The sequence below is a fragment of the Mesorhizobium sp. ORM8.1 genome (assembly GCF_053005525.2).
The window spans coordinates 2,174,078-2,199,841 of sequence record NZ_CM132600.1 but is presented as its reverse complement, the minus strand read 5'-3'; the positions used below and the strand labels follow the sequence as shown (position 1 = coordinate 2,199,841).

General features: G+C 64.0%; 21 protein-coding genes and 1 pseudogene. 9 read left to right on the top strand and 13 right to left on the bottom strand.

Translation table 11 applies throughout. From position 1 onward, the window contains the following. Positions 1 to 14 precede the first annotated feature (14 nt). Both nirD and ACVDG8_RS11360 read left to right on the top strand, forming a co-directional pair. Positions 15 to 344: a nitrite reductase small subunit NirD gene (gene nirD, locus ACVDG8_RS11365; RefSeq protein ID WP_447254798.1), complete on the top strand. Its 330-nt coding sequence runs from the start codon at positions 15 to 17 to the stop codon at positions 342 to 344. Between the two features lies 1 nt (position 345). Next, positions 346 to 3,008, top strand: a pseudogene (locus ACVDG8_RS11360) (nitrate reductase). Positions 3,009 to 3,046: 38 nt separating this feature from the next. Here the strand turns inward: ACVDG8_RS11360 and atzF are convergent. Genes atzF through ACVDG8_RS11320 form a run of 8 tightly spaced genes read right to left on the bottom strand, consistent with a single transcriptional unit; the run spans position 3,047 to position 11,327 of the window. Next, on the bottom strand, positions 3,047 to 4,873 hold the full coding sequence (gene atzF, locus ACVDG8_RS11355) for an allophanate hydrolase (RefSeq protein ID WP_447254796.1): 1,827 nt from the start codon (positions 4,871 to 4,873) through the stop codon (positions 3,047 to 3,049). Beyond that, positions 4,870 to 5,220 carry a cupin domain-containing protein gene (locus ACVDG8_RS11350; RefSeq protein ID WP_447254795.1) on the bottom strand — a complete coding sequence of 117 codons (351 nt, stop codon included), beginning with the start codon at positions 5,218 to 5,220 and terminating at the stop codon, positions 4,870 to 4,872. The genes atzF and ACVDG8_RS11350 overlap by 4 nt, the downstream gene beginning before the upstream one ends. Further along, positions 5,213 to 5,881 (bottom strand): cysteine hydrolase family protein, encoded by a 669-nt coding sequence (locus ACVDG8_RS11345; RefSeq protein ID WP_447254794.1) that lies wholly within the window; start codon positions 5,879 to 5,881, stop codon positions 5,213 to 5,215. The genes ACVDG8_RS11350 and ACVDG8_RS11345 overlap by 8 nt, the downstream gene beginning before the upstream one ends. Continuing rightward, positions 5,881 to 7,404: an ABC transporter ATP-binding protein gene (locus ACVDG8_RS11340; RefSeq protein ID WP_447254793.1), complete on the bottom strand. Its 1,524-nt coding sequence runs from the start codon at positions 7,402 to 7,404 to the stop codon at positions 5,881 to 5,883. The genes ACVDG8_RS11345 and ACVDG8_RS11340 overlap by 1 nt, the downstream gene beginning before the upstream one ends. A gap of 10 nt (positions 7,405 to 7,414) precedes the next feature. Next, on the bottom strand, positions 7,415 to 8,116 hold the full coding sequence (gene biuH, locus ACVDG8_RS11335) for a biuret amidohydrolase (protein ID WP_447254792.1): 702 nt from the start codon (positions 8,114 to 8,116) through the stop codon (positions 7,415 to 7,417). Positions 8,117 to 8,130: 14 nt separating this feature from the next. Continuing rightward, the gene (locus tag ACVDG8_RS11330; protein ID WP_447254791.1) at positions 8,131 to 9,057 is read right to left on the bottom strand and encodes an ABC transporter permease; all 927 of its coding nucleotides are present in this window, start codon (positions 9,055 to 9,057) and stop codon (positions 8,131 to 8,133) included. After that, the gene (locus ACVDG8_RS11325) at positions 9,057 to 10,181 is read right to left on the bottom strand and encodes an ABC transporter permease (RefSeq protein WP_447254790.1); all 1,125 of its coding nucleotides are present in this window, start codon (positions 10,179 to 10,181) and stop codon (positions 9,057 to 9,059) included. The genes ACVDG8_RS11330 and ACVDG8_RS11325 overlap by 1 nt, the downstream gene beginning before the upstream one ends. 18 nt (positions 10,182 to 10,199) lie before the next feature. Next, entirely contained in the window at positions 10,200 to 11,327 is a 1,128-nt protein-coding gene (locus tag ACVDG8_RS11320; protein WP_447254789.1) for a BMP family ABC transporter substrate-binding protein, read from the bottom strand. A 262-nt stretch (positions 11,328 to 11,589) separates the two neighbouring features. Here ACVDG8_RS11320 and ACVDG8_RS11315 point away from each other — a divergent pair, with 262 nt between their 5' ends. The 6 genes from ACVDG8_RS11315 to ACVDG8_RS11290 all read left to right on the top strand — a co-directional run bounded on the left by ACVDG8_RS11315 (position 11,590) and on the right by ACVDG8_RS11290 (position 17,972). After that, complete coding sequence (locus tag ACVDG8_RS11315; protein ID WP_447254788.1) at positions 11,590 to 12,318, top strand: GntR family transcriptional regulator; 729 nt, start codon at positions 11,590 to 11,592, stop codon at positions 12,316 to 12,318. Between the two features lie 326 nt (positions 12,319 to 12,644). After that, positions 12,645 to 15,194 (top strand): caspase family protein, encoded by a 2,550-nt coding sequence (locus tag ACVDG8_RS11310; protein ID WP_447254787.1) that lies wholly within the window; start codon positions 12,645 to 12,647, stop codon positions 15,192 to 15,194. Positions 15,195 to 15,211: 17 nt separating this feature from the next. Further along, the gene (locus ACVDG8_RS11305) at positions 15,212 to 15,481 is read left to right on the top strand and encodes a hypothetical protein (RefSeq protein WP_455707690.1); all 270 of its coding nucleotides are present in this window, start codon (positions 15,212 to 15,214) and stop codon (positions 15,479 to 15,481) included. Positions 15,482 to 15,623: 142 nt separating this feature from the next. Continuing rightward, positions 15,624 to 16,211 carry a YceI family protein gene (locus ACVDG8_RS11300; RefSeq protein WP_455707689.1) on the top strand — a complete coding sequence of 196 codons (588 nt, stop codon included), beginning with the start codon at positions 15,624 to 15,626 and terminating at the stop codon, positions 16,209 to 16,211. Beyond that, positions 16,148 to 16,726 (top strand): OmpA family protein, encoded by a 579-nt coding sequence (locus tag ACVDG8_RS11295; RefSeq protein WP_455707688.1) that lies wholly within the window; start codon positions 16,148 to 16,150, stop codon positions 16,724 to 16,726. The genes ACVDG8_RS11300 and ACVDG8_RS11295 overlap by 64 nt, the downstream gene beginning before the upstream one ends. A gap of 40 nt (positions 16,727 to 16,766) precedes the next feature. Beyond that, on the top strand, positions 16,767 to 17,972 hold the full coding sequence (locus tag ACVDG8_RS11290; protein ID WP_447254784.1) for a caspase family protein: 1,206 nt from the start codon (positions 16,767 to 16,769) through the stop codon (positions 17,970 to 17,972). A gap of 63 nt (positions 17,973 to 18,035) precedes the next feature. Here ACVDG8_RS11290 and ACVDG8_RS11285 read toward each other — a convergent pair whose 3' ends face one another. Then, a complete protein-coding gene (locus tag ACVDG8_RS11285) occupies positions 18,036 to 18,503 on the bottom strand; it encodes a DUF6931 family protein (RefSeq protein ID WP_447254783.1) in 468 nt (155 codons plus the stop codon). A gap of 281 nt (positions 18,504 to 18,784) precedes the next feature. Between ACVDG8_RS11285 and ACVDG8_RS11280 the strand changes: the two genes are divergently transcribed. After that, positions 18,785 to 19,285: an OmpA family protein gene (locus tag ACVDG8_RS11280; protein WP_447254782.1), complete on the top strand. Its 501-nt coding sequence runs from the start codon at positions 18,785 to 18,787 to the stop codon at positions 19,283 to 19,285. A gap of 90 nt (positions 19,286 to 19,375) precedes the next feature. On the opposite strand, the gene ACVDG8_RS11275 is transcribed toward ACVDG8_RS11280, so the two are convergent. From ACVDG8_RS11275 to ACVDG8_RS11260, 4 genes are read right to left on the bottom strand one after another with little or no spacing between them, the layout of a single operon-like run. After that, positions 19,376 to 21,814, bottom strand: coding sequence for a M23 family metallopeptidase (locus tag ACVDG8_RS11275; protein ID WP_447254781.1), 2,439 nt, complete (start codon positions 21,812 to 21,814; stop codon positions 19,376 to 19,378). Then, a complete protein-coding gene (locus ACVDG8_RS11270) occupies positions 21,811 to 22,308 on the bottom strand; it encodes a DUF1036 domain-containing protein (RefSeq protein ID WP_447254780.1) in 498 nt (165 codons plus the stop codon). The genes ACVDG8_RS11275 and ACVDG8_RS11270 overlap by 4 nt, the downstream gene beginning before the upstream one ends. Positions 22,309 to 22,320: 12 nt before the next feature. Next, positions 22,321 to 24,912 (bottom strand): protein kinase domain-containing protein, encoded by a 2,592-nt coding sequence (locus tag ACVDG8_RS11265; protein ID WP_447254779.1) that lies wholly within the window; start codon positions 24,910 to 24,912, stop codon positions 22,321 to 22,323. After that, positions 24,909 to 25,688, bottom strand: a complete 780-nt coding sequence (locus tag ACVDG8_RS11260; protein WP_447254778.1) for a PP2C family protein-serine/threonine phosphatase — start codon at positions 25,686 to 25,688, stop codon at positions 24,909 to 24,911. Before ACVDG8_RS11260 ends, ACVDG8_RS11265 begins: the two co-directional genes overlap by 4 nt. Between the last annotated feature and the right edge of the window lie 76 nt (positions 25,689 to 25,764).

Here is a 25,764-nt window from a genome sequence, read left to right as displayed (position 1 = left end):
CAGGGATGGAACATATGAACTGGATCGCCATCGGCTCCCTCTCTGATATTCCCCGCCGTGGCGCTCGCTGCGTCGCCACGCCGCAAGGCAAAGTCGCCGTCTTCCGCACCCAAGACGATCAGGTCTATGCCATCGACGACCATTGCCCGCATAGAGGCGGGCCGCTGAGCCAAGGCATCGTCCATGGCACGGCGGTGACCTGTCCCTTGCACAATTGGGTCATCTCGCTGGAGACGGGCAAGGCGCTCGGCGCCGACGAGGGTGCGGTGCGCACCGTTCCGGTCAAGATCGAGGGCGAGCGCCTGTTCCTGGCGCTGGAAGCCCTGGCCAGCCGCGCGGCCTGACATGCAGATCGACGAAGCTCGCGAGATAAAGACCACCTGCCCCTATTGCGGGGTGGGCTGTGGCGTGCTGGCCAAGGTCGCCGCGGACGGGCAAGTGACCGTCCGCGGCGACCCAGACCATCCCGCGAATTTCGGCCGGCTCTGCTCCAAGGGCTCGGCGCTGGCCGAGACCATCGACCTCGACGGCAGGCTGCTTCATCCCGAAATTCACGGCCGCCGCGCCGGCTGGAACGAGGCGCTCGACCTCGTCGCCTCGACTTTCTCGCAGGCCATCGCCGAGCACGGGCCGGATGCGGTCGCCTTCTATGTTTCCGGCCAGTTGCTGACCGAAGACTATTACGTCGCCAACAAGCTGATGAAGGGCTTCATCGGTTCTGCCAACATCGACACCAATTCGCGCCTCTGCATGGCCTCTTCGGTGGCCGGTCACCGCCGCGCCTTCGGCTCCGACACCGTGCCGGGCACCTACAAGGATCTGGAACTCGCCGATCTCATCGTGCTGGTCGGCTCCAATCTCGCCTGGTGCCATCCCGTGCTCTACCAGCGCATCGCCGCGGCTCGTGAAAAGCGGCCGGAGATGAAGGTCGTTCTCATCGACCCGCGTCGTACCATGACCGCTGACATCGCCGACATGCATCTGGCGATCGCGCCGGATGGCGATGTCGCTCTGTTCACCGGCCTGCTGGCCTGGCTTGGCCGGCGCAACGCGCTCGACCGCGCCTATATCACCGCGCACACGACGGGCTTTGGGCAAGCGCTGTTCGCGGCCTCGACGCTCGATCTTGCCGGTGTTGCCGCCGCAACGGGTCTCAGCGAAGACGAACTTGGCCGCTTCTACAGCCTGTTCGCCGCGACAGCGAAGACGGTGACTGTCTATAGCCAGGGCGTGAACCAGTCGTCGTCCGGCACCGACAAGGTCAATGCCATCATCAACTGCCACCTCGCCACCGGCCGCATTGGCAAACCGGGGACTGGGCCGTTTTCGGTAACCGGCCAGCCCAACGCCATGGGCGGCCGCGAGGTCGGCGGCATGGCCAACATGCTCGCCGCCCATATGGAGATCGAGAACCCCGAACACCGCGACCGCGTGCGGCGCTTCTGGAACGCCCCTGACATTGCGCAAAAGCCCGGTCTGAAGGCGGTCGAGATGTTTCAAGCCGTGGCCGACGGGCGCATCAAGGCGCTGTGGATCATGGCCACCAACCCGGTCGATTCGATGCCGGATGCCGACGCCGTCGAAGCGGCGATCAAGGCCTGCCCCTTCGTCGTGGTTTCGGACGTGCTGTTGAGCACGGATACGGTGCGCCGCGCCCATGTCAGGCTGCCCGCCGCCGCTTGGGGCGAGAAGGACGGCACCGTCACCAATTCCGAGCGCCGCATCTCGCGCCAGCGCAGCTTTCTGGCCGTGCCCGGCGAGGCGCGTCCCGACTGGCGGATCATCGCTGAAGTCGGCAAGCGAATGGGCTTTGGCGCTGCGTTTTCCTATACATCACCGTCGGAAATCTTCAGCGAGCATGCCGCTCTGTCAGGTTTCGAGAATAACGGCGCCCGCGATTTCGACATTGGCGCCTATGCGGGTGTCGATGGGGAGACTTATGAGGCGTTTGCCCCATTTCAGTGGCCAGCGCCCGACACCCCTTGGCACGCCGATCGCTTCTTTGCCGACGGCAGCTATTACACTCCGGACGGCAAAGCACGCTTTGTCGCCATCCGCCCGACCGTGCATACCCGCGTCACTCCGGATTATCCGCTGTTGCTCAACACCGGGCGGGTCCGCGACCAATGGCACACCATGACGCGGACCGGCAAGAGCCCGCGTCTGTCCCAGCATATGGCCGAGCCCTTCGTCGAGATCCACCCGGCCGATGCCGCAAGATTCGGCATCGGCGATGCCGACATCGTGCGCGTCTCGACCGCACATGGCCAAGCGCTGCTTCGCGCGCTGGTGACGGCGCGACAGCGGACAGGTTCGGTCTTCGTGCCGATGCACTGGACGGACCAGTTCTCCGCCCGTGCTCGCGTCGATGCGCTGGTGGCGCCAGTCACCGATGCGATATCCGGCCAACCGGCTTCGAAGAACGTTGCTGTCCGCATAGAGCGGTTCGCCGTTGCTGCATTCGGTTTTGCAGCGGTTGCCGAACGTCCCACCTCGATAGACGCGGACTATTGGAGCCTCGCCCGCTGCGTAGGCGGCTGGCGCCTCGAATTTGCCCTCGCGGGCGGCCGGGACTGGGCGGGTTTCGCAGTCTCGCTTCTCGGTGCTGACGAACAAAACGAGACGCTTGCCTATCGTGACGTTGCCGGAGGCCACCATCGCTTCGCTCACTTTGTCGGCAATCGGCTGGTGGGCGCGCTCTATCTTTCACCCGCGCCGGTTGCCGTGTCGCGCGGCTGGGCGGCGGAACAGTTGAATGTCGATCATACCGACCGGCGCGGCAGGCTTGCGGTCGTGGCCGGGCGACCGGGTGGAATCACACCGACCGTGGTGCCATCGTCTGCTCCTGCTTCAACGTCGGCGCCAACCAGATCGCGGAAGCGGTGCGTCGCGGCTGTGCCAGCGTCGAGGCGATTGGCGTGGCCCTTCATGCAGGAACGAATTGCGGTTCGTGTCGTGCCGAGATCAGGACCATCGTCGAGGCACAAGGTCTTCAAGCAGCGGAGTGACAAACGCCAGGGCGTGTCAGGAAGAGTCCGGCTCCATTCTAGTGGGCGTTTTCGGTTTGGTCCGCCATGTTTTTGCCGGGGCCGACGAAGCGGCGCCAGCCGCCGAAGGATGAGATGTCGGACGCACCGCTGAGGCCAACGGTTTCGACCAGAAAGCCCTTGGCCGAACTGCCGTCCTCGAGTTCGATGGTGCCGATGCCGAGCGGTGGCGGGATGGCTGCGACGAAGCGGCCGAAGGCCTCTGCCGGCAGCCGCCAGACTTCGACCTCGACGGCAGCGCCGCCCTTGGCGACACGGATCAGGCCAGGCTTGGGCACGGACTGGCCAGCCAGCGCATAGAGCCTGTAGGCGCAGGATGTCTTTGCCGAGCGCGAGAATCGTGCGCCGAGCTGGCCCAGTTGTCCGTTGAGCGGCATTCCCGAAAGATGCGCGCCGACAACCACGAGGTCGATCATGCCATCATCGGCTGATGATGCTGCGGGTAGACAACCCGGCTGCTGCCAGCCGGTTGCGCCAAGTGGCAGGTTGCTCGTCGCATGGATGTCGCGGGCAAGTGCCGCGGTCAACCAATCCTTGCCGCCCGCCGCCAGCAAGGTCACGCTCATCGGCAGCCCGTCATCGCGCTTGCCGGTCGGCACGGCGATGCCGCACATGTCGAGCAGATTGACGAAATTGGTGTAGGTGCCGAGCCGGCTGTTGGTGGTGATCGGATCGGCGAGCACTGCATCGAGCGCGTAATGCGTCGGCGCGGTCGGCACGCAGAACATATCTACCGAGGCCATGACTGGCGCGAGCTTTGCCTTGTAGTCCTGAAGCGCATAGAGGCCCTTGAAGGCGTCGGCCGCCGAGAGGCCGCGCGCGCCGCCGATGATCTTGCGCGTTACCGGGTGCATGATCGCTTCGTTGGTATCCATGAAATCGCGGATCGCCGCGTAGCGTTCGGCCACCCAGGCGCCTTCATAGAGAAGATTGGCGGTGGCGTAGAAATCGCCGAACGGGACTTCGACCAGCCGGCAGCCAAGCCTCTCCAGCGTGCTAAGAGCGGCCTCGAAGCCTCCCTGCATGGATGCGTCGCCGAAGAATTTCAGATCGGCCTTCGCTGGCACCCCGACGCTCAGCACCGGCGGACGCGCGGCCAGGGCCGGCACCTGCACGGTTCGCGAATAGGCGTCGGCCGCGTCCTTGGCCGCCGCGACACCGAACACTTGATAGGCGTCGTCGACTGTGAGCGCGAACACCGAGACGCAATCGAGCGTGCGGCAAGCCGGCACGACGCCCGCGGCCGACAGCGCGCCGACCGTCGGCTTCAGCCCGACGATGTTGTTGAGACCGGCGGGTATGCGGCCGGAGCCGGCCGTATCCGTGCCGAGCGCGAAGGAGACGATGCCGCGCGCCGTCGCCACCGCCGAACCCGACGAGGAGCCGCCCGGCACCAGGCTGGCATCGACCGCGTTTCGCGGGATCGGGTATGGTGTGCGCACGCCGACCAGGCCGGTGGCGAACTGGTCGAGATTGGTCTTGCCCACCACCAGCGCACCGGCGGCCTTCAGCCGCGCCACCACGGTGGCGTCCTTGTCGGGCGTATAGGCATATTCGGCGCAGGCGGCGGTTGTCGGCATGCCGGCGACGTCGATGTTGTCCTTGACCGCGAACGGTACACCCCACAGCGGCTTGGCCGCCGGGTCGAACCGTCCGAGCTTTTGCGCTTGCGCCAGCATGTCCGCCTTGCCGGCGAGATGTATGAAGATGCCCGGATCGTCGGCGGCCGCGATGCAGGCATGAACGGTATCGATCATGGCGGAGATGGCAACACCGCTGGCATAGGCCGCGTGCAGACTGCCGATGTCGAAGCGGATCTCGCTCATATGGCCTCTCCCAGAATGATCACCGGCAGGTCCCACTGAATCAGCACGGCGCAACCGTCCTTCGTCCACACTGAATGCTCGGTCCCGACCGGGTTCAGGATCACGCTGCCCGAGAAATAATCGCCGTTCTCGTCACTCTGCGTGCCCTCGAGCACGACGATGGTTTCGAGCCCGACATGGCGGTGGCGCGGCACACTGGCGCCGGGCTGGTAATTCAGGATTGCGACCGAGGGTTCGACCGGCCCGCCCTTCGACAGCCAGTGCACGGTGATACCGTCGCGAAAATGCTCGAAGGCCAGATCGCGCCAGCCGCCACTGATGAGGCCGGCAAAACTCAGATTAGCCATTGGCAATTCCCTGCAGCACCTGGTCGGTTGTCGCCGTCCAGCCGACGATGGCGCCCTGCGCGCGGATCATGGCGATGGCCGCCGCCTTGAACTCCGGGAAATAGCTTTCCGTCGCGTCCTCGGCGAGCAGGCATTCATAGCCGCGATCATTGGCCTCGCGCATCGTCGTCTGCACGCAGACCTCCGTGGTGACGCCGGCAAAGACCAGCTGCTGCGCGCCGAGCCGTTTCAGATCGTCGCCGAAGCTGGTTGCATAAAACGCGCCCTTGCCGGGCTTCTCGATGACGGTCTCGCCCGGCAGCGGCGCCAGCTCGTCGAGAATCGCCGTGCCCGGCTCGCCGACGATTAGCACCCGGCCCATCGGCCCGGTATCGCCGATACGGATCGACGGATTGCCGCGATTGCGCTTGGCCGCCGGCAGGTCCGAGAGATCGGCCCTGTGGCACTCCATCGTATGGATGACCGGCAGGCCGGCGGCGCGGAAACCCTCGATCAGTTTCTTCACCGTGGGCACGATGGCCGCGACGCGGCTGACGTCGTTGCCGAGGCTGGCGCCGAAACCGCCGGGCTCGGCGAAATCGCGCTGCATGTCGATGACGACCAGCGCCATCGTGTCGGGCTGGAACGCAAAGGCGAAAGGCTGCGCATCGATCTCCGCCATCAGTGATGTCCCGCCATATGCTCGCCGATGGTCTGCACGCTCGCCTGCGCGATCGGCGTCTCATAGACCAGCGCGCCGTCCGACATGACGAAGATGCGGTCCGACAGTTCCAGCAATTCGTCGAGATCCTCCGACATCAACAGCACGGCCGCACCTGCATTACGCGCCTTCATGATGCGGGCGCGGATTTCGGCCACCGCCGAAAAGTCGAGGCCGAAACATGGGTTGGAGACGATCAGCAGGTCGACCGCGCCGGTCAGTTCGCGCGCCAGCACGGCGCGCTGCACATTGCCGCCCGACAGTGACGCGATGGGCGATGACAGCGAGGCGGTCTTGACCTTGAACTGCTCGATCAGCCTGGCGCTGAAGGCGCGAATGGCACTGGTGCTGATCCAGCTCACCGGTTTGCCGTTGCCGTCGATGTCGAAAGTGCGGAAGGAGATGTTCTCGGCCACCGTCATTTTCGGGGCACAGGCATTCTTCAGCGGCTCCTCGGGAATGAGCCGCACATTGAGCGCACGCGCCTCGGTCCGGGTCGCCGCGTAGGCGGAGCCGCGCACCAGCACTTCACCCGCATCGCGAGGACGCTGGCCGGCCAGCACTTCCAGGAACTCCTTCTGTCCGTTGCCGGAAATGCCAGCAATGCCGACGATTTCGCCCGAGCGCACGCCGAGGTCCTCGATGCGGATCGACTTCAGCCCGGTGCGATCCGGCGCCTTCAACGCCTTGACCTTGAGCACGATTTCGGCATCCGGCTTCGGCGCGGCACGGCTGTCGAGCGCCGCGATAGGCTGGTCGCCGATCATCATCGCCGCCATCGCCTTGTGGTCGAGATCGGCGACACGGCCGGTTCCGGTCAGCTTGCCCTTGCGCAGCACGCTGACATCGTCGGCGAAGGCGGTGACCTCATGGAATTTGTGCGAGATCATCAGCACTGTCAGGTCGCCGGCCCTGGTCATGTCGCGGACCAGCCCCAGCACCTCCTGCGCCTCGCCGGGCGTCAGCACCGAGGTCGGCTCGTCCAGCACCAGGAAGGAGCGGCCGAGATAGAGCTGCTTGATGATTTCGAGCTTCTGCTTCTCGCCGGCGGCAAGCTCAGCCACCTTGACGTCGAGCGGCAGCTTGAACGGCATGCGCTCCATGAACACGGCGAGCTCGCCACGCTCCTTGCGCCAGTCGATGATGCCAGGCACGTTTTCACGCGAGATGACGAGGTTCTCGGCACCCGTCAGTGACGGCACCAGTGTAAAATGCTGGTAAACCATGCCGAGCCCAAGCGCTGAGGCATCGCGCGGACTGGCGACCGCCACCTCGCGGCCGTCGACCAGCATGTCGCCTGATGTCGGGTGATAAAAACCCATCATGCATTTGACCAGCGTCGACTTGCCGGCGCCGTTCTCGCCGAGCAGCGCGTGGAACGAGCCCGCCGGCACCTTCACCGACACGGCGTCCAGCGCCGTGAAGCCGCCGAAGCGCATGGTCATGCCGACGGTTTCGACGCCGACCGCTTTCCTGTCGCTCATCGCGCCCTCCTCACGGCAATTGCGCGACGAGCGCCTTCGAATTGGACACCGTGCCGAAGACGCCGCCCTGCATCTTGATCATCTTGATCGCCGCCAGATGGTTGCCGTGGTCGGTCGCCCCACAGCAATCCTCCAGCATCATGCATTCGTAGCCGCGGTCGTTGGCCTCGCGCATGGTTGTGTGCACGCAGACATCCGTGGTGATGCCGGTGAGCACGATGTTCTGGATGCGGCGCTGGTTGAGGATCAGTTCCAGGTCGGTAGCGCAGAACGAGCCCTTGCCGGGCTTGTCGATGATCGGCTCGCCCTCGATCGGATAGAGGTCGGGGATGATGTCCCAGCCCGGCTCGCCACGCACCAGGATGCGCCCGCACGGACCGGGATCGCCGATGCCGGCATTGATGCGGCGCGAGCGCCAGCGCTTGTTGGCCGGCAGGTCGGCGAGGTCGGGCCGGTGTCCCTCGCGCGTGTGGATGATGGTGTAGCCCTTGGCCCGCATCGCCGAGAGCACCGATTTGATCGGCTCGATCGGCGCGCGCACCAGCGACAGGTCGTAGCCCATATGGTCGACATAGCCGCCCGGTCCGCAGAAATCAGTCTGCATGTCGATGATGATCAGCGCCGTGTTGTCGGGCCGCAGGTCGCCATTGTAGGGCCACGGATAGGGTTCGGCGTCGATCGTGTGCTGGGTGATTTCGGCTCTGGCGTTCATGGGCAAAACTCCAGTCATTTGGTGATCGACAGTTCGCCCGGTGCGCCGACAAGCGAGCGTGTCGGTGACGAGGTGGCGATCATGATGATGAGGGTGAGGATGTAGGGAGCGGCGTAGAACAGGTAATAGCCTTGGGTGACGCCGACCGATTGCAGCGCCGGGCCGAGCGCGCCCGCGCCACCGAACAGAAGGGCGGCGGCAAAACAGCCGAGCGGGTTCCAGCGTGCGAAGATGACCAGCGCCACTGCCATCAGGCCCTGGCCCGACGAGATGCGTTCGGTCCAGCTGCCGGGATAGTAGAGCGACAGATAGGCGCCACCAATGCCGGCCAGCGCGCCACCGACGCCGGTGGCGATCAGCCGGACCGTATCGGGGTTGAGGCCCATGGCGCGCGCCGCATCCGAACTGTCGCCGACAACGCGCACGATGAGGCCGGCGCGCGTGTTGCGGAACGCCCACCACAGGATGATCGAAAGCACCGCCCCGATCAGGAACAGCACGTTGACGTCGAGCGCCGCCTGCACCTGCGGTATGTCGGACCAGCCACCGAACGGAATGGCGGGCAGATTGGGCGCCTTAGGCTTGATGAATGGCTTGCCGAAGAAGAAGGCGAGGCCAGAGCCGAACAGCATCAGCGCGATGCCGATGGCGATGTCGTTCACCTTCGGGAATTTGCAGATCCAGCCGTGGAACAACCCGAAGCACAGGCCGGCGAAGGCTGCGGCAAGCAGGCCGAGCCAGGGCGAGTTGGTCATCACCGCCACCGCATAGGCGGTCATGGCGCCGAAGACCAGCGTGCCTTCGAGCCCCAGATTGATGCGGCCCGAACGCTCGGTGATCGCCTCGCCGAGCGAGACGAAAATGAAGGGGGTCGACACGCGGATGGCGCCGCCGAGAATGGCCAGCGGTACGCCCCAGAGGCCGATCTCGGTTGCGTCCATCAGGAGGCCCTCTGCCACAGATCAGGATTGAAGGCCTTGAAGCGGCCGTAAAAGGTTTCACTGAACAGGATGACGATGAAGATCATGCCTTGCAGCACCAGCACGGTGGCGTCGGGCAGGTCCATGCGGCGCTGGATCAGCCCGCCTGAGGCGTCGATGCCGCCAAGCAGGATGGCGACGGGGATGATGGCCAACGGGTTGTGACGGGCGAGGAAGGCGACGAGGATGCCCGTGTAGCCATAGCCGGCGGCGAGCGAGGCGTTGGCGCTGCCCTGCACGGCGGCGACCTCCAGCATGCCGGCAAGCCCCGCAAAGCCGCCGGCGAGCGCCGTGAAGCCGACGATGAGCGGCCCGACGGCCAGCCCCTGCACCTGGGCGGCCCGCACATTGCCGCCGGCGATGCGTGCGGCAAAGCCCCAGCGGGTCTTTTCGATGAGCACCCAGGAGAGGATGCAGGCGACGACGCCGACAACCAGTCCCCAATGCACGTCCATGCCCGGAATGTTGCCGATGCGATAGATGTCCGCCAGCGGCTGCGTCGACGGCTTGTTTAGCGAGGCCGGGTCGCGCAGCGGACCTTCCACGAGCTGGTTCATCAGCGCGATGGCGATGTAGGCCATCAGCAGGCTCGAGATTGTTTCGTTGACAGCCCGGTAGTGACGCAGCGCGCCGACGGCACCGATCCAGATGCCGCCGGCGGCCATGCCCGCCACGCCCATGGCAAGAATGACGATTGGAGAAGGCGCGCCGCTGAGCGCCACGCCGATGGCAGCCGCCGCGACGCCGCCGAGCACGATGGCGCCTTCGCCGCCGATGACGACAAGGCCAAGTCGCGCCGGCAACGCCACGCAAAGTGCCGCCAACAACAGCGGTGAGGCGCGCGACAGAGAGTTCTGAACCGAGAACCACGAGCCGAAGCCGCCCCGCCACATGGTTTCATAAAGCAGGATCGGTGACTTGCCGACCAAGGCAATGAAAAGGCTGAACAGGGCCATGCCGACGACAACTGCCACGAACGGAATGACGAAGGCCTCCGCTCGCCGCGCGATCCATTCCAGCGCCCCCGGATATCCCCTGGCGCCGGATAGCGCCGGTACGCCGGCCCCTGTCACTGTATCCGCCATCGCCCTGTTCCCCTCAGATCAGGCGGTCGAGCCGACGACCCCGTCGACCAGATAGTCCATGCTTTCGAGTTCGATAGCGGTCTCGACGAAGGCCTGGCCTTCGGTGGCGACGACGACGCCCTTGTTGCTCTTCAGCGGTCCCTTGATCACCGCGAAGCCGCCCTTCATCATCTCGGCTAGCGTGGCATCGAACTGCTTGCGCGCCGGCTCGCCGACGGCGGGGCCGAGCGGGCTCATCTTGACGAAGCCGTCGGCAAGGCCGCCGCGCGTGAAGTTGGGCAGCGGCGTGCCGGCGGTCAGGTCATCGACGAACATCTTGTAGACCTTGGCCCAGTTCCACTCGGCGCCGGTGAGATACTTTTCCGGCGCCAGCGGGCTCTGGTTGGCATGGTAGCCGCACACGAACGCGCTGCGCCCGGCGGCCGTCTCGACCACCACTTTCGGGCTGTCGACATGGCAGGTGATGACATCGGCGCCCTGGTCGACCAGCGCGTTGGTGGCCTCCGCCTCCTTGACCGCCAGCGACCATTCGCCGGTGAAGATGACCTGGCAAGTGATGGCCGGATCGACCGAGCGCGCGCCGAGCAGGAAGGAGTTGATGTTGAGCAGGACCTGCGGAATGGGCTTGGCCGCGACGAAGCCGAGCTTCTTGGTCTTCGAGGTGTGGCCGGCAACGACGCCGTTGAGATACTGGCCCATGCCGATATAGCCGAAATACGAGCCGGCATTCATCGGGTGCTTGGCCTTGTCCCACATGCCGCCGCAATGGCGGAACTGCACGTCGGGGAATTTCTTGCACATGGCCAGCATGTGCGGGTCGAAATAGCCGAACGAAGTCGGGAAGATCAGCGAAGCGCCGTCGAGGTTGATCATCGATTCCATCGTCTTCTGGACATCGACCGTCTCGGGGACGTTCTCTTCCTCGACGACGGTGATGCCCTCGATGCCTTTCAGCGTCGCCGCACCTTCGGCATGCGCCTGGTTGTAACCGTAATCGTCCTTCGGGCCGACATAGATAAAGCCGACAGTTGCTGTGGCGGCAAAGGCCCGTGAGATGGGAAAGGCTGCGGAGGCAAGCCCGAGCGCGGCTCCGGCGGCGGAGGTCTTGAGCAACTGGCGGCGGCTAAGCATGAAACGGTCGGTCATCTTGAATGCTCCCCTGTAGGACCCTTTCCGGGTCGGTTAACGCCTTCTCAAGAAAGTGCATGCAATCGTTGTGCCAGTTTAGAAATCAAGATTTATCCAATATAATCAGCCACTATGATCTTTCGTGCTGCACAAGCGAAAGGCAATTGCATGCACTTTTTGCCTTGAAAACAACCAATTTGACAGGAAGCTTAAAACATAGGCATAGAGGGAGAAGGTGAGTCGGAAGCGGCATTCGTCCTGCCGGATCATCGCCTGGCGAATGCGAACGGAAGCTGGAGGAGACGTGCCGGGAAAGCGCAGCTTGATCAGGTCGGGAACGACTGTCGATCAGATGGTGAGGGCGATCGGCGACCGCATCGTCACCGGCGTGCTGCGCCCCGGCGAAAAGCTCGATGAGGCCTCGCTTGCCGCCCGCTTTGAGGTGTCACGCACACCGGTTCGCGAAGCGCTCGGCCAGCTCAGCGCCATGGGTCTTGTCGAAAGGCGGCCCAACAGGGGCGCCATCGTCGCCGTCGTAACGCAGGGATACCTCACCTCGATGTTCGAAAGCATGGCTGAACTGGAAGGCATATGCGCGCGCTTCTGTGCCGAGCGCATGACCGGCAGCGAGCGCCGCGCGCTCGAGGCCGAGCATCAGGCCTCGGCGCGGCTGGTCCAGCTGGGTGCAGAGGAAGACTACGAGTACTTCAACACCGAGTTTCACAGCCGGCTTTATCGCGGTGCCCACAGCACGCACATCTACGAGTTGACCGCGACGACGCGCAGCCGCCTTGCCCCCTTCCGCCGTGCCCAGTTCAGGCTTGCCGGCCGCCTGGCGAAGTCGTGGCAAGAGCATGACGTCATCGTCACCGCCATCCTGCGCGGCGATGGAACCGCGGCCGGGACCGCAGCCAGGAACCACGTCTCGATCGTCAGCGAGGCAAGCGCCGTGTTTGCCGTCGGTGACCAACCGAAAGCCGCAATCACGACGCCGGTCACCGCCGACTGAGAACTTGCTGGTGCACCGGCACATGGCGCCGAAGATACGGATCTGGCGAGCAGGGCGCGCTCGGTGGATCGCAAGCATCCTTCAATCAAAAACATTTTTGGAAAATTCGTCGTTCCGCGATGCGGCACAGCTGTCGTGAACCCATCCGATCATTGCGGTGCCGATGCCCCTGCGGTAACCTCGACCTGATTGGACGATACGCATGCCTCCTGTCGTTAACAGAAGGGTTCCGATCTGTCCCGGCGGATTGTGAACTCTTTAACAGACCTTCGCGTCGCAAGCTGCGTTCTTGAGGCTCACAGGTCATAGCGGTTAGGGATTTTGCCATGCTGCGACGCTGCGCGCTGATTGCAGCCTTGATCGTCGTGGGCCTCGCGACAGTGCAGGCGCGCGCCGATCGAAGGGTTGCCCTTGTCATCGGTAATTCGGAATACCGCGAAATTCCGGCCCTCAAGAATCCGGACAAGGATGCCGAGGACGTGTCGAATACGTTCCGGCTCGCCGGATTCGATGTCTTCGTCGCCAAGGATCTCACCAAGATCGAATTCGAAAAGCAGTTCCGCAACTACCTCGCGGCGGCCGACGGCGCCGATCTGGCGGTCGTCTATTATTCCGGCCACGGCTTTCAGATCGGCGGCGAGAATTTCCTGATCCCGGTCGATGCCTCGCTCAAGGATGCGGCCGACATCGAGGTTCAGGCGGTCAAGCTTGATGATGTGCTGCAGCAGTTGCGGGCGAAATCGAAGATCCAGGTGATCATCCTCGACGCCTGCCGCAACAATCCGTTTCCACGCAAGGACTATTGGCTGCGCGACCAGTTGATCGCCGCCGGCGGCACCGGCCTTGCGCAGGTGAAAAGCTCGCTGAATACGCTGATCGCCTTCGCCACCGAGCCTGGTGCAGTCGCCTATGACGGAACTGGCGATCTCAGCCCGTTTTCCTCCGCATTCTCGCGTCGCGCGCTGGCGCCGAACCAGGAGATACGCTCGGTCATGGCCGCCGTTCGACGCGATGTGGTCGAGGCTACGGCTGGCAAGCAGGTGCCTTGGGAGAACTCCTCGTTGATCGACGAGGTCGTCCTCATGCGTCGCGCCAACCGGCCCGCATTGCCGCCGGTGCTGGAAAAGGTCGTGCCCTCGGGCGTTGGCCCGGTCGCGCTCGACCTGCCCGTGCCGGTCGACGTCGATGGCGGCGCGGTCACCATCAGCATCGAGAGACCGCCGGCTCTGGGACGTCTGATTTTGGACGGCAAGCCGATTGCGACGGGTGAGCCGATAGCCGGTAAGGACTTGCCGCGACTGCAAATGGATGTGCCGAAGAGTACAGGCGCCCAGGAAGAAGTCGATATGCTGGCCTATGCCACGCATGACGACTGGGGCGGTGGATCCCAGGGGATACTGGTGTTCCGGGTCAAGAACGGCGACGGCGCCGAGGGCAAGCAACTCGTGGCCTCGCTCCAGTCCGAGCAGAAGCAGGAGGTGGTGGAACGCGGCATCCACATCACCGGCGCGGCCGAAGCGATCGAGAACCGCGACGTCCAGGTTCCCGTCGGCGTCGGTCCGGTGCCGTTGAAGCTGGATTTCCCGACCAAGGATCCTGCAGTCAGCCTGAAACTTGCCAGCTATCCGGCAACCGGAACACTGTCCTTGCCGGACCGCACCTTGTCTCCGGATTCGAGCCTGATGGCCGATGAGGTCGATAGTTTGCGCTACGAACCCCAGATAGGCGCCGTCAAACCACTGATAGTCGGCTTCCAAATCAGTGCCGACAACACTCCATCCAAGCCGGCCACCATGAAGTTGTCGCCTAGCGTCGATCCCTGCGACAATGAAGCCGGCGAGCCTTTGGACCTGCAAGGTGTCGTCCCCGGTCTGTTGCCGAACGAGATCGGCGCCGACGCGGTGAAAGCCTGCCAGGCGGCGGTGAAGGCCTATCCCGATGTCGCCCGCTTCCATTACGAACTCGGACGCGCGCTGCTTGCAGCCGGCAAGGCCGACGAGGCAAAGAAGACCATCCAGCAAGCTGCCGACGAAGGGCATGTCCGCGCCGTGTTCGAGCTGGGCTACATTGCCTCGTCCGGAATAGGAACGGCTGTGGATCCGAAGAAGGCCAACGGCTTCTACGCGAAGGCATCCGACAAAGGCGATCCGTACGGCATGACTGCCTGGGGGCGTGCCTTGTTCAACGGTCTCGGCGTCGAGCGCGACACCGGCAAGGGACTGGACCTGCTGCTCAAGGCGGCGGCTATGGGCCACACCTATGCCATGAACGACCTGGCCGCGATCTTCAGTGAAGGCCGCAATGGCGTGCCCGCCGATCCCGAGCGCGCCGTTGCCTTCCTCAAGGCGGGCGTTGAACGCCAGGACATGTATTCGATGAACATTCTCGGACGCAACTATCTCAGTGGACTTGGCGTCGAGAAGGATCCGAAGCAGGCACAGGCGCTTTTCCAGAAGGCGATGGACCTCGGCCAGCCTTATGCTCCCGGCAGCCTTGCCCGCATGTACCGTGACGGTGAAGGGGTCGACCAGAACCTTGCCGAAGCGCAGAGGCTGTTCGAGCTAGCGACCGATCGCGGCGACTACTCTGCGGCATATGATCGAGCGGCCATCGAGATGCAGAAGGGCGACAAATCCGACCAGGCCGTCGCCGTACGGTACCTGGCGTTCGCGTCAGGGCTCGACCTTCGCAACGAGTTGCCGAACGCGCGCGCGACGCTGGCGCAGTTCGGCGTGAAGCCGAAAACGGCTGCCTTGAAGCAGTTGCGCTCGGAACTCAAATCGAAAATCCCGGCCGGCGGTTCGGTCGACGACCAACTGGTCAAGACGGCAAGGGCCGTCTGGGAGCAAGCCAATCCGCGTCGGGATCTGTTCTGATCAACAAGGAGGCAATGGTGGGCAGGGCATTGAAGCAGGCGGTCATCGCGGCATTTCTATCCTTTGCGGTCGCTGGGTGCACAACCGTGCCGCCCAGGCTGGAGCCGGCGCCGCCGACGAAACATCGCACCCAGCACGTTCGCTCCACGACCGCGCCGAAGGTGGTCAAGCGGAAGAAGGTGACTGCCAGGAAACTGGCCGAACCGGTCAACACCGAAGACAAGCCTGTGATAAAGCCATTGGGTGGTGGTGGCGGTGCTGGCGGCGGTGGCGGCGGCGGGTGGTGACAAGCCTTGACGCGCCACGCTTTTTGGCCTGCGGTTAGCGCCGTTTCACAGACAGTCGGAAGCGCTCGCCAAGCAAGCGCAAGTGCTCTATGCTCCCGCCTCGTGCCGGTATCGAGATAGGTTGTCCTGGCGGGGGCGTTCCATGTTCGAAGTCGTTGCATTATCGCGCAAAACGCGGGCGAGAGCCGCACCGTGGCGTATTGGCCTGATCGTTGCGGCGATCTTGGGATTGCTGGTCTTCGGATCGCGGTCCGCAAGCGCGGCGCCGAACTGGACCCTCGATCCTGACGCTTCGGTGCTCACCTATCAGTCGGTCAAGAAGAACACGATCGTCGAGACCAACAAGATCAGGAACATCACCGGCACGCTGAGTTCGGCCGGCGACGCCAAGATCAGCTTCGACCTCAATTCCGTCGACACCGGCGTCGACCTGCGCAATGTACGCATGCGCTTCCTGTTCTTCGAAACGTTCAAGTTCCCGACGGCCGAGCTGACGGCGAAGGTCGATCCGGCCGCCTTTGCCGATTTGCCGACCAAGCGCCGGATCAAGACAATTTTGCCGTTCCGGCTGAGCATGCACGGTGTCGATAAGGACCTGGAGGCGAGTGTTGTCGTCACCATGATCAGCGACACCCAGGTCTCCGTCGCTTCGAGGCTCCCGTCGCGGTGCATGTCGAGGACTTCGGCCTGCTGCCGAATGTCGACAAGCTGCAGCAGGCCGCCAATGTGACGAACATCGTGCCTACCGCCTCGGTGTCGTTCGATTTCGTCTTTACCGCCGACGGCAGCAAGCCGGCCGCGGTGCAGACGGTCGCCGCCAGCGCCGAGGTCGGTCCGGTTGCCACCGACGCCGCCAAGACCAATTTCAGCGACGAGGAATGCCTAAACCGGTTTGCCGTGCTGTCGCGCACCGGCGCCATTTACTTCCGCCCGGCAAGCGTCCGGCTCGATGCCAAAAGCCGTCCGCTGCTTAAAGAGGTCGAAGGCGTCGTCGGCAAATGCCCGACCCTCAAGGTCGAGGTGTCCGGCTACACGGATTCCGACGGATCGCCCGAGGCAAACAAAGCGCTCTCCGAACGGCGCGCCAAGTCGGTCGCCGATGCTTTGGTTGCCGACGGCATTCCGCGCAACCAGATAAGCGCTGCCGGCTATGGCGAGGATAAGCCGGTTGCCGCCAACGACACGCCAAAGAACAAGGCGCTCAATCGGCGGATCGAATTCTCCGCCACCAAGCTTGCGAACTGAGGTCGGGGTGGGTTTCCGTCCAATCGCGGTTTGTGCTGGCTTGCTTCGCGGCGCCGGGCTTGCCGCGCTTGTCTTGCTTTTGACGTTGACGGCCGCCAGCGCCGAGCGCCGGGTCGCGCTGGTGCTCGGCAACTCGCAGTATCAGCACGCCGCACCGCTCGCCAATCCCGCCCGCGATGCCCAGGCGATGGCCGATCGCTTGCAGAACCTCGGCTTCGAGGTGGTCTCCGGCTTCGACCTCACCAAGCAGCAGACACAAGCCACGGTCGCCCAGTTCGCCAAGCAGGTGCGCGGCGCCGATGTGGCGCTTTTCTTCTATGCCGGCCATGGCTTGCAGGTTTCAGGCAAGAACTATCTGCTTCCGGTGGATGCCGCGCTCGAGGACGAGACCTCGCTCGATTTCGAGGCCGTATCGGTCGATTTCGTTCTTCGCCAGATGTCGCGCGAGACCAGCATAAGGCTGGTGTTTCTGGATGCATGCCGGGACAATCCGTTGGCCGACGTGCTGGCCAAGACCGCGGGCATCAAGGGCGCGAGCAGCGGCCTTGCCGAAATTCCGATCGAAAATGGCGGCGCCGGGACGCTCGTCGCCTTCGCGGCCAGTCCCGACCAACTCGCCTATGACGGGTCGGGCGACCACTCGCCATTCACGTCGGCATTGCTTCAGCACATCGGGGAATCCAACGTCTCCATCACCGAAGCGATGAACCGGGTGACCAGCGATGTCTTCAAGGCGACCGCCGGCAAGCAACGCCCCTGGATCAATGTCTCGCTGACCACCGAGGTTGTCCTGCATAAGGTCGATCTCAACGCGCCGTTGATCGTCGGCGAGGCAAACACCCCGCCGGCTGAAGCGGGTTCCGAGACGCGCAACACTGGCGCGTCCTCAGGGCAGAATGACGACCAGCTTGCGCTCAATGTTCTTCGCGCGAAGATACCGAAGCTGGCAACCGATGGCCCGATCCTTTTCGATCATCCTATCAAGTTCGGCGACCCGGCGATCGACGGCAAGAGCATCGCCCAGCTGATCAGGAGCGAACCGCTTTTCAGTCCGGTCGAAGGCCTCGACAAATCGGCCTGGCAAGGCAAGCACTGCGACACCTGCCATGAGTGGAACGAGGCAAGGCTCTGCGAGCAGGCGAAGAATTTCGCGGCCAACGACGTCTCGGTCCTGCGCCTGCAGCATCCGCTCGGCACCCGTTTCAAGGTCGCGCTGGCCAGATGGGCGCAAGGCGGCTGCCGGTGATATTGGGCTGAACGATGTCATGCCTATTATGATGGAAAGGCGAGCAGGGATCGGCGAACGCCGTTACGCTTCCATCTCCACCATCTGGATGCCCATTTCGACAAACGCGGCAAGCACGGCGAAACGGTCCGCCAGCGAAGCGCGGGCAAGCCCAGCCAGAATTCCGGCATTGACCGCATGGGCGGCAGGAAATCCGGTCGACAGCATGTTGAAGGCAGGGTTGTGCCATGCCGCTGCCAGAGCGATCCAGGCAGCCGGCGTCGCTGGCGGCAGGTCCAGGGCATTGCTTAAGGCTGCCTGATGGTGTGGGCTGTCAGGTGCGCCGACGCGGTCGTGGACAAGCGCCAGCAATTCGACATCCCGGTCCGGGAGGAGCTCAGCCAGATTGCTCAGGCATTCATGTCCCCACCAGACGGCGGCTCGCTCAGGCAGGAGATAGGCACAGAACGTGACAGCCTCTTCCGGCACGCGTCCGGCAAGCAGGGCACGGCAAAAATCAAGCGGTGGCTGACCGCTGGCCGGCGATTTCATGTCCCTGGCGATGGCGGGACAAGCAAGGAATAGATCCCGAGCCGTTCTGTATCCGAGTTCATTGGCCATGGCTGCTGCACCCCGAGAGCCAGCGGAATAGCACTCAAGCCTTTAGCCGAGAGCCGGTCAAGCCTCACCGTTTAGCAGCTGGCAGCCATCGGCAACGTGCGTTTGTTCACAGACAATCGCTTCCCGATTTGATATCGTGCACACCAGCGAAATCCTCTCAGACAGGAGTGACAGTCATGCGATGGGGCAGTTCAGCCTTGGCATTGGCGGCCATGCTTTTTTCAACGCATGTCTTCGCCGATCCGCTTCAGAAGTCGGAAGACATCGTAAAATTCTTCGCCGGCCAGACCGCCGATCTCGGCGCCTCGCGCGGTATCTGCGTCGGCACGGAGGAAGAGTGCAAGAGCAAGGCCGATAAGAGCGGTTCGTCTCAAAAATCCGGTCTCGACATGATGATCAATTTCGCCCTGGATTCGGCGCAGCTCGACCAGACCGCGCGCACCGAGCTCGACGAGTTCGCCAAGGCTCTGAAGGACAACCGGCTGAGCACGTTCAGCTTCGTTGTCGAAGGTCATACCGATGCAACCGGCCCGGATCGTTACAACCAGACCCTTTCGCAGCGCAGGGCGCAGTCGGTGGCCGCCTTCCTGACGGCAAACGGCATCGAATCGGCCAGGCTCGAAGCAATCGGTGTCGGCAAGTCGCATCCGCGTGTCGCCAACCCTTACGATCCGGTCAACCGCCGCGTGGAAATGCGCATCAGGACCGAGTAAGCGGTCGAAGCCAAGCCGAGACGGTTGGCTAGAGCAATTCCAGGAAAAGTGTGATCGGTTTTCCGTCCGGAATTGCGTAGAAACAAAGAGCTAGAGCGCATCCTGGATTGAATTGACCAGCGCCGTTATCGCCTGCTTGTATTTTTCGAACTCCGGCGATGTCTGCCGGATTTCGGTCGTGGTGGTCGTCGGCTGGCTTGCATCCGTCGCCACGCGCGGCACCTTCTGGCCCATCTTCCGCTCGGCCCAATCTATCACGTAGCCGACGGTCTTGCCGGTAAGGAACGGGTTGGCCTGGATCACGGCCGATCCCAGAACGGCGCTCAGTTGCGACGCGCCGGACGCGGCCAGCACCTGGTGCGCTCCTTCCATGCCGAGGAAGTGGCAGAGATAAAGGCGCCCAGCGGTGATCTGATGGCCGCGGGCGCGCAGATAGGCCTCGCCTTCGCGCGCGAGATTGCGCACCATCTCACGCGACAGCGTCGCGTCGTAGCGAAGCGCAAGCAGGTCGGCCGTCGATAGCGACCGGGCAAGATCGGGACGATAGGTGTTCATCATCCGGATCCAGGTCTTGGTGATGAACTGGCCGGCGCCGGTCGCCGACGAGTTGGGGTTCTTGGCGCGGGCGCTACCGCCGCTTTCGACATGCACGATCCGCTCGGTCAGCGTCTCGACGGCGGCATCGCCGGAGCCGCTGGAAACGACAGAGGTGCTGGAATCGGCGCTGGCGACCGTGGTTGCGCTCCCGAGCGGATCGATCGCCTCGCCATTCTGGTAGAGTTCGAAATGCAGATGGGGGCCGGTCGAAAGCCCTGTGGTCCCGATATAGCCGATGACGTCGCCGGCCTTCACCTTGGTGCCGACGCCGCTGGCGATGGCGAATTTCTGCATATGCGCGTAGCGCGTCTCGCGCCCGTTGGCATGCGTGATCTTGACCAGATTGCCGTAGCTGCCGCCATCGCCCTGGAAGCTGATCTCGCCATCGAACGCGGCCATGATCGGTGTGCCGATCGGGGCCGCCCAGTCGACGCCTTTGTGGATTCGAACCGTGCCGAGGATCGGGTGCTTGCGCGGGCCGAAGGTCGATGTCATCACCCCGGCGACCGGCGTGACCATGCCGTTGGTGACGGTTAGCGAATGAACCTGGTCGTCGCCGGTCACGCAGGCATACTGGCCGTCGCTTTGCTGGAAGACGAAACAGTCGAGCTTGTTGTCCTTGCCCTGGACGCCGACATAGAGCACCCGTCCGGAGATTTCTCCCTGGCCGCGCGGCGTCTGCGAGTAGATCAGCACCAGGCGCTGGTCCTCGCTGGCAAAGGCGTCGAGATCCTGTCCTCGCGACAGATACATGATCGCTTCGCCGATGACGCTGGTCGGCACCTTGTTGCGCGCAGCGGTCGAATAGATCGCATCGAGCAGGCGGTATTGTCGCTTCGGCCCGCCCTGGTCCGAGGCGCCGGAATAGTTGAAGAGGTCCTCGCGGACCCAAGGGTCGACGCCGGACACGAAGGCGCCTGCGGCGTTGCGCGTCAGTGTACCGACATAAATGTTCCTGGCGTAGACGGAGACCTGCATCAGCGACATGGTCGTCGTCTCGCGGTTCGGCCGGAAGCCGCGCATGGCGACAACAAAGCCGGGCTCCAGCCCGTCATGGTTGAACAGCGCCTTCAGCGCTTCGCCCGCAAGCCTGGCGTCGTCGGCGGAGAAATGCGCGTCGAGCGCAACGCTGTCCAGGCTGCGATCGTTGAGGATCTTCACGAAAGTGTCCTCGGTCGCCTCGAAACGCTGATATTCGCTGGTGACGGTCGCGACGGTGGTGTTGTTCTCGATGGCGGTCTTCTTGAAGGCGGGAAGTGCCGCCTCGCCCTGGTCGATGGTTTCGCCCCAACCGGCCTCGGGGTCGTCCGCGTCGGCTTTGGCGGCCGAACCAGCCGGGGCGTCGCTCTCTTCCGGCGCCGCCTGGAGGTCGTTCTCCAGATCGCCCTGCTGATCGTTTGGCGCCACGGCCGGAGCTGATGGAGCCGGTTGCTCATCGTCGGGCAGCGCCGTCGCCGAAGGCTTGGGAGCGGCCTGCCGCTGCGCCTGGAAGAAGGCGAAATCCTCCTGTGTCGACGGGATCGTCGTCATGAACTTTTCGCTGGCGCTCAGCATCACGTCGGAGAGGATCTCGATCTGTGGCGAAGCCCCGGAACTGTCGAGCTCAGCCGGGCGCGAGACGGTGTGGCCCTTGGTGGCGGTGTCGGCATCGGGCGCCAGCGTGATCCACATCGGATCACCGGCAAGGTCGATGATGGCCGGCACATAGACCGACGCATCGGCAGGCACGTCTTCCATGCCCTCGACGGGATGCAGTTCCTCATCCTCGTCGCCGAACGACCAGTCATCCTTGGTGAGATAGAAGCCGGTGGCGATCGCGATGACGGCGAGCGTGGCAACGCCGGCAAGAACGCCACGCCAGATTTTGCGCCGGCGCTCGGCCAGCCGCGCCAGCTTCTTCTGTTTGAAGCTCGTGTCGATGCTGTGCGTCACGGGCTGTTTCCGGTCAGGAAATAGGTCCAGCGCGCCTGCTCGAGCGTGTCGACCTCGACGAAACGCGCCGCGATATGGCCGCGCTGCCAGCACTCGTCGATGCCGCGGATGGAGAAGCGCCGCCGATCGACGCACATCTCCGTCGATCCGTTGAGGATCGCATGGCCGAACACATCGGTCGCGTAAAGGTAGATGTAACGGTTTGCCAGCTCCTCGCGGATGACGTTCACGCACTGGTTGGCGCCGATGGTCCACCAGCCATCGGTCTGGTCGGCATTGTCAACCTTCTGTCCGACGGCGAGGTTGACGACGTCGAGCGTCTGGTTGCAGACGGTGAATTCGGCATGCGCGCTGTTGGTCGAAAGCATCGTGAACAGCGTCGCGCCGAACAGCGCGGCAAACGTCATGCGGCCGGAGAGGTCCGGCAAGGTATGGAGCCAGCTACGTTTCGAGCGTGACGACTGGCAAAATGAATGCGGGGAGCGAAGGTCCATCGGCGTCCATGTCTATCCGCCAAGCCTGAAATACTTGGCGGTGGCGGAGAACTGCGAGCCGTCCGCCTCGATCTCCTCGAGGATTTTGGGCAGGAGTTCCGATACCGGTGTCGGTCTTGCAAACATCGCGGCCTGGATGTCTCGCGGTCCGGTGATCACCAGCATGATCTGGGGCAGGGCCTTGCCGGCCGCCTTGTCCGCGGCGCCAAGGCCAATCGGGATACTGAAGGTCGCCTTGTCGGGTTGCGCGACCATGCGATCGTCGAGATTGAAAGCGATGCCCCGGTGGTCGATCAGCATCACGTTTGAGACGAGCCCGCCATGCGTCAGCAGCGTGCCGCTGATCGGCGCGCCGTCCGGCACCGATGTCCGGTCGAGATCGAGTTGTGGTCGTTCCGCACCGTTGCGGTCGACGAAGCGCAGGAAGTTGGTCACTTCACATTGGGGCTGGTCGATGAGACGAACGCTGATGTCCGGCTCGAGGTGAAACCTCGACTTGAAATCATTGAGCATCTGCTCGAATGGCCGGACGGCCGTTGCGAAGCCTTCGATGGCGGCGGCGCCACCGGTTGCCGATGTCAGCGACGCATAGAAACAGTCGCCGCCGCTGAAGTCGCGCACCCATGAAGCGCGTTGTGCCGCCTCGTCGATCGTCTTCACCGGCGGGACCTCCGGCTTGGGGACATTGATGGCGACGTTGGTATTTTCGGGCTGCGTGGTTGCCGGCGGCTGCGGCTGCTGGGACGGCTGCGTTGTCTGTGTTGGCTCCGATGGCACGGGTTGTGCTGCCGGTTGGCTGGCCGATGCGGCGGGCGCTGCCGGTTCAACAGCCGGGCTGATTGGTTGCGTCGGCGTCTGGCTCGCCGGCGGCAGGGAAGCCTTTGGCTTGGCGAGCTTGGAGAGCATGTCGACGAGGTCCGTTGCGCTGGGTTTTGTCGCCGGCGGAGTTGCTCCCGGGGCGGGCTTGCTTGTTGCCTCCGCCTGGCCAGGCGTCTTCGCCGGCGGCGGCTCGATGACTGGTCCCGGCGGGGTCGAGCTTTCCGTAGCCTTCGGCGGTGACGCCGCCGTTGGCGGGTTCAGTTGGGCAGGCTGCTCGGCGGACTGCTGTGCCTCCGTTGCCGGCGGCACCTCGGGCCTGGGAGTCGGCATGGGGATTTCGGCGGGCTTCCCCGGTTCCGTTTTCTGCTCCGCTGTCGCGTCCGCCTGGCTCTCGGCCGCTGTTGGGGTCTTCACCGGTGCATCCGGCAGGGCAGGTGGGTTCGCCGTCCCGTCAGTGGCAGCGTTGTCCGATTTTGAGGGCTCCGGCTGAGGCTGCACAGGCGATTGCGGCTGCGGTTTCGGCGCTTCCGGTTGCGGTGCCTGGGCCACCGGCTTGGGTGCGTCCGCAACGGGTTTGGGCGGCGCAGGCTTCGGCGTCAGCGGTTTGACTTTCTCTTCGGCCGGCGCAGGCGCCATGATCCCGCTGAAGTAAACGCCGCCTCCCAACAAAACCGCCAGCGTCACGAGACCGCCAGCGATAGCCGGCATCCGCGAGGACTTTCGCGGCGCGGCCGGCGTTGGCGCACTGGCCGGCGCGGGCGCTGGACGTGGTTCCGAAAGATGCGCCGGCCTCACATGCTCAACGAAGCGCTGTTCGCCGGGAGGCGACGATGGCGGACGTCTGGAGTCGGGCGGCGCCGTCCAGCCGGCGCGCGGCAAGCCCGAGCGTTCGCGCGCGCCAAACGATGCCGGCGGCAATGTCGCTTCGACATCCTCGCCTCGCGTTGCCCTGGCGATCTCCGCCATGCTGGCCGGCCGATCGCGCGGATCCGGCTGCAGCATCGCGTCGAGAAGCTCGTGGAAATCGGGGTCGATGTCGGACAGATCCGGCACGGTCCGGCGTTTCTCGATGACCTCGTACTGCGAACCGCTCATGTCGAACGGCTTTCCCCGCAATGCGGCGGCGAGCACCAGTCCGAGGCTGTAGATATCGGACTGCTCGCTGACCTCGCCGCCATAGAGGCCGAGCTGTTCGGGCGAGACGTAGTTGTATTTGCCGGCGAACTTTCCGCCGATCAGCGTTTCGCCGCCGACGGTCGCCGAACGGGCGATGCCGAAATCGATGATCTTGGCGTGATCCACCCGCCCGCCAGGCAGGATGATGTTGTCTGGCGAGAGATCGCGGTGAACCGCGCCCGCCTGGTGCACCGCGGCGAGCCCCGATGTCAGGCGATGACAAAGCCGGCGTACGTCTTCACTTGGCATCGGCCCGCGACGCATCACGTCGAACAGCGATTGGCCGTCCACGAACTCCATCGCGAGATAGGGTCGGCCGATTCCCGGATCGATGGTGAAGACGTGGTAGCGCACCACCGCGTCATGCGACAGATGGTTGAGGATCGACGCTTCCTTGCGAAAAAGAGACAGGATCGTCTGGTCGCGGGCGAATTCGGGCAGCACGATCTTGATCGCCACATGGTCGCCGGTCTGGATATTGTGGCCGCGATAGACTTCGCCCATGCCACCGGAGGCGATCTTCTCGTCAAGCTCGTAAATGCCGCTGAGCTGCGTGCCGACGCCAGTATTGACGTTCGTCGATATCCGGGTCTTGTCGTCGTCGCTCATTTCGCCAGGCTCTCCGCTCCGGACCGATCCGGATGGAGCGCGCCGTTGCGCTCGCCGCCGATCTTCACGAGTACGACAGTCACATTATCGGTTCCGCCGCGCGCAAGCACAGTATCCAGCAGGTTCCGGCACGCCGCTTGCGGCGTCGCGGATATGACCGCGGCTTCGATCTCGGCGTCACTGACATGCGCCGTCAGCCCGTCGGTGCTCAGAACGAAAACATCCCCTGGCATCAGCGCGCCCTGCTGGAAATCGATCTCGAGTTCATCGCTGACACCAACGGCATGGGTGATGACATTGCGGCGCGGCCAGGTGAGCGCTTCCTCCGCACTGATCATGCCGCGATCGAGCAGTTCCTGGACCTCGGTGTGATCCTTCGAGACCTGGAAGATCGTGCCGTTACGGACCAGATAAATGCGGCTGTCACCGGCCCACAGGCAGGCGAACCGCCCGTCCATGGCAAGCAACGCCGCGAAGGTCGAGCCGATGGTGATGCCGCGCGATCGCGATATGTCGCGGATCTCGGAATTGGCGCGGCTCAGCCGGTCCTCGAAGCGCGCGCGAAGGTCGGGCGCCGAGCTCGCAATGCCGATCGTCGCCAGATGATCGACGATGCTGGCCGACGCGACCTCGCCGGCCTCGTGCCCGCCCATGCCATCGGCCACCACCCAGAGGCCGGTCTCAGGCTCTATCAGGTAATTGTCCTCATTATGGTCGCGCACGCAGCCCTTATGGCTCACGCCGAAGCTCTCGATGGGAAGGGCGACAATGCTCAATGTGCCACCAAGCGCTTCGCGAGCGTCCTCTGTGACCAACCACGGGCCGCATGCCCAGCCCACTTTGCCACAAGCG

Bases quoted from the DNA above. Each gene is read 5' to 3' on its own strand.
- ACVDG8_RS11270 (WP_447254780.1), bottom strand. From the start codon at position 22,308: ATGGACCTTCGCTCCCCGCATTCATTTTGCCAGTCGTCACGCTCGAAA.
- ACVDG8_RS11315 (WP_447254788.1), top strand. From the start codon at position 11,590: ATGCGAACGGAAGCTGGAGGAGACGTGCCGGGAAAGCGCAGCTTGATC.
- ACVDG8_RS11285 (WP_447254783.1), bottom strand. From the start codon at position 18,503: ATGAAATCGCCGGCCAGCGGTCAGCCACCGCTTGATTTTTGCCGTGCC.
- biuH (WP_447254792.1), bottom strand. From the start codon at position 8,116: ATGAACGCCAGAGCCGAAATCACCCAGCACACGATCGACGCCGAACCC.
- ACVDG8_RS11300 (WP_455707689.1), top strand. From the start codon at position 15,624: ATGTTCGAAGTCGTTGCATTATCGCGCAAAACGCGGGCGAGAGCCGCA.
- atzF (WP_447254796.1), bottom strand. From the start codon at position 4,873: ATGAGCGAGATCCGCTTCGACATCGGCAGTCTGCACGCGGCCTATGCC.
- ACVDG8_RS11345 (WP_447254794.1), bottom strand. From the start codon at position 5,881: ATGGCGGAGATCGATGCGCAGCCTTTCGCCTTTGCGTTCCAGCCCGAC.
- ACVDG8_RS11340 (WP_447254793.1), bottom strand. From the start codon at position 7,404: ATGAGCGACAGGAAAGCGGTCGGCGTCGAAACCGTCGGCATGACCATG.
- ACVDG8_RS11325 (WP_447254790.1), bottom strand. From the start codon at position 10,181: ATGGCGGATACAGTGACAGGGGCCGGCGTACCGGCGCTATCCGGCGCC.
- ACVDG8_RS11350 (WP_447254795.1), bottom strand. From the start codon at position 5,220: ATGGCTAATCTGAGTTTTGCCGGCCTCATCAGTGGCGGCTGGCGCGAT.
- ACVDG8_RS11280 (WP_447254782.1), top strand. From the start codon at position 18,785: ATGCTTTTTTCAACGCATGTCTTCGCCGATCCGCTTCAGAAGTCGGAA.
- ACVDG8_RS11330 (WP_447254791.1), bottom strand. From the start codon at position 9,057: ATGGACGCAACCGAGATCGGCCTCTGGGGCGTACCGCTGGCCATTCTC.
- nirD (WP_447254798.1), top strand. From the start codon at position 15: ATGAACTGGATCGCCATCGGCTCCCTCTCTGATATTCCCCGCCGTGGC.
- ACVDG8_RS11310 (WP_447254787.1), top strand. From the start codon at position 12,645: ATGCTGCGACGCTGCGCGCTGATTGCAGCCTTGATCGTCGTGGGCCTC.
- ACVDG8_RS11320 (WP_447254789.1), bottom strand. From the start codon at position 11,327: ATGACCGACCGTTTCATGCTTAGCCGCCGCCAGTTGCTCAAGACCTCC.
- ACVDG8_RS11265 (WP_447254779.1), bottom strand. From the start codon at position 24,912: ATGAGCGACGACGACAAGACCCGGATATCGACGAACGTCAATACTGGC.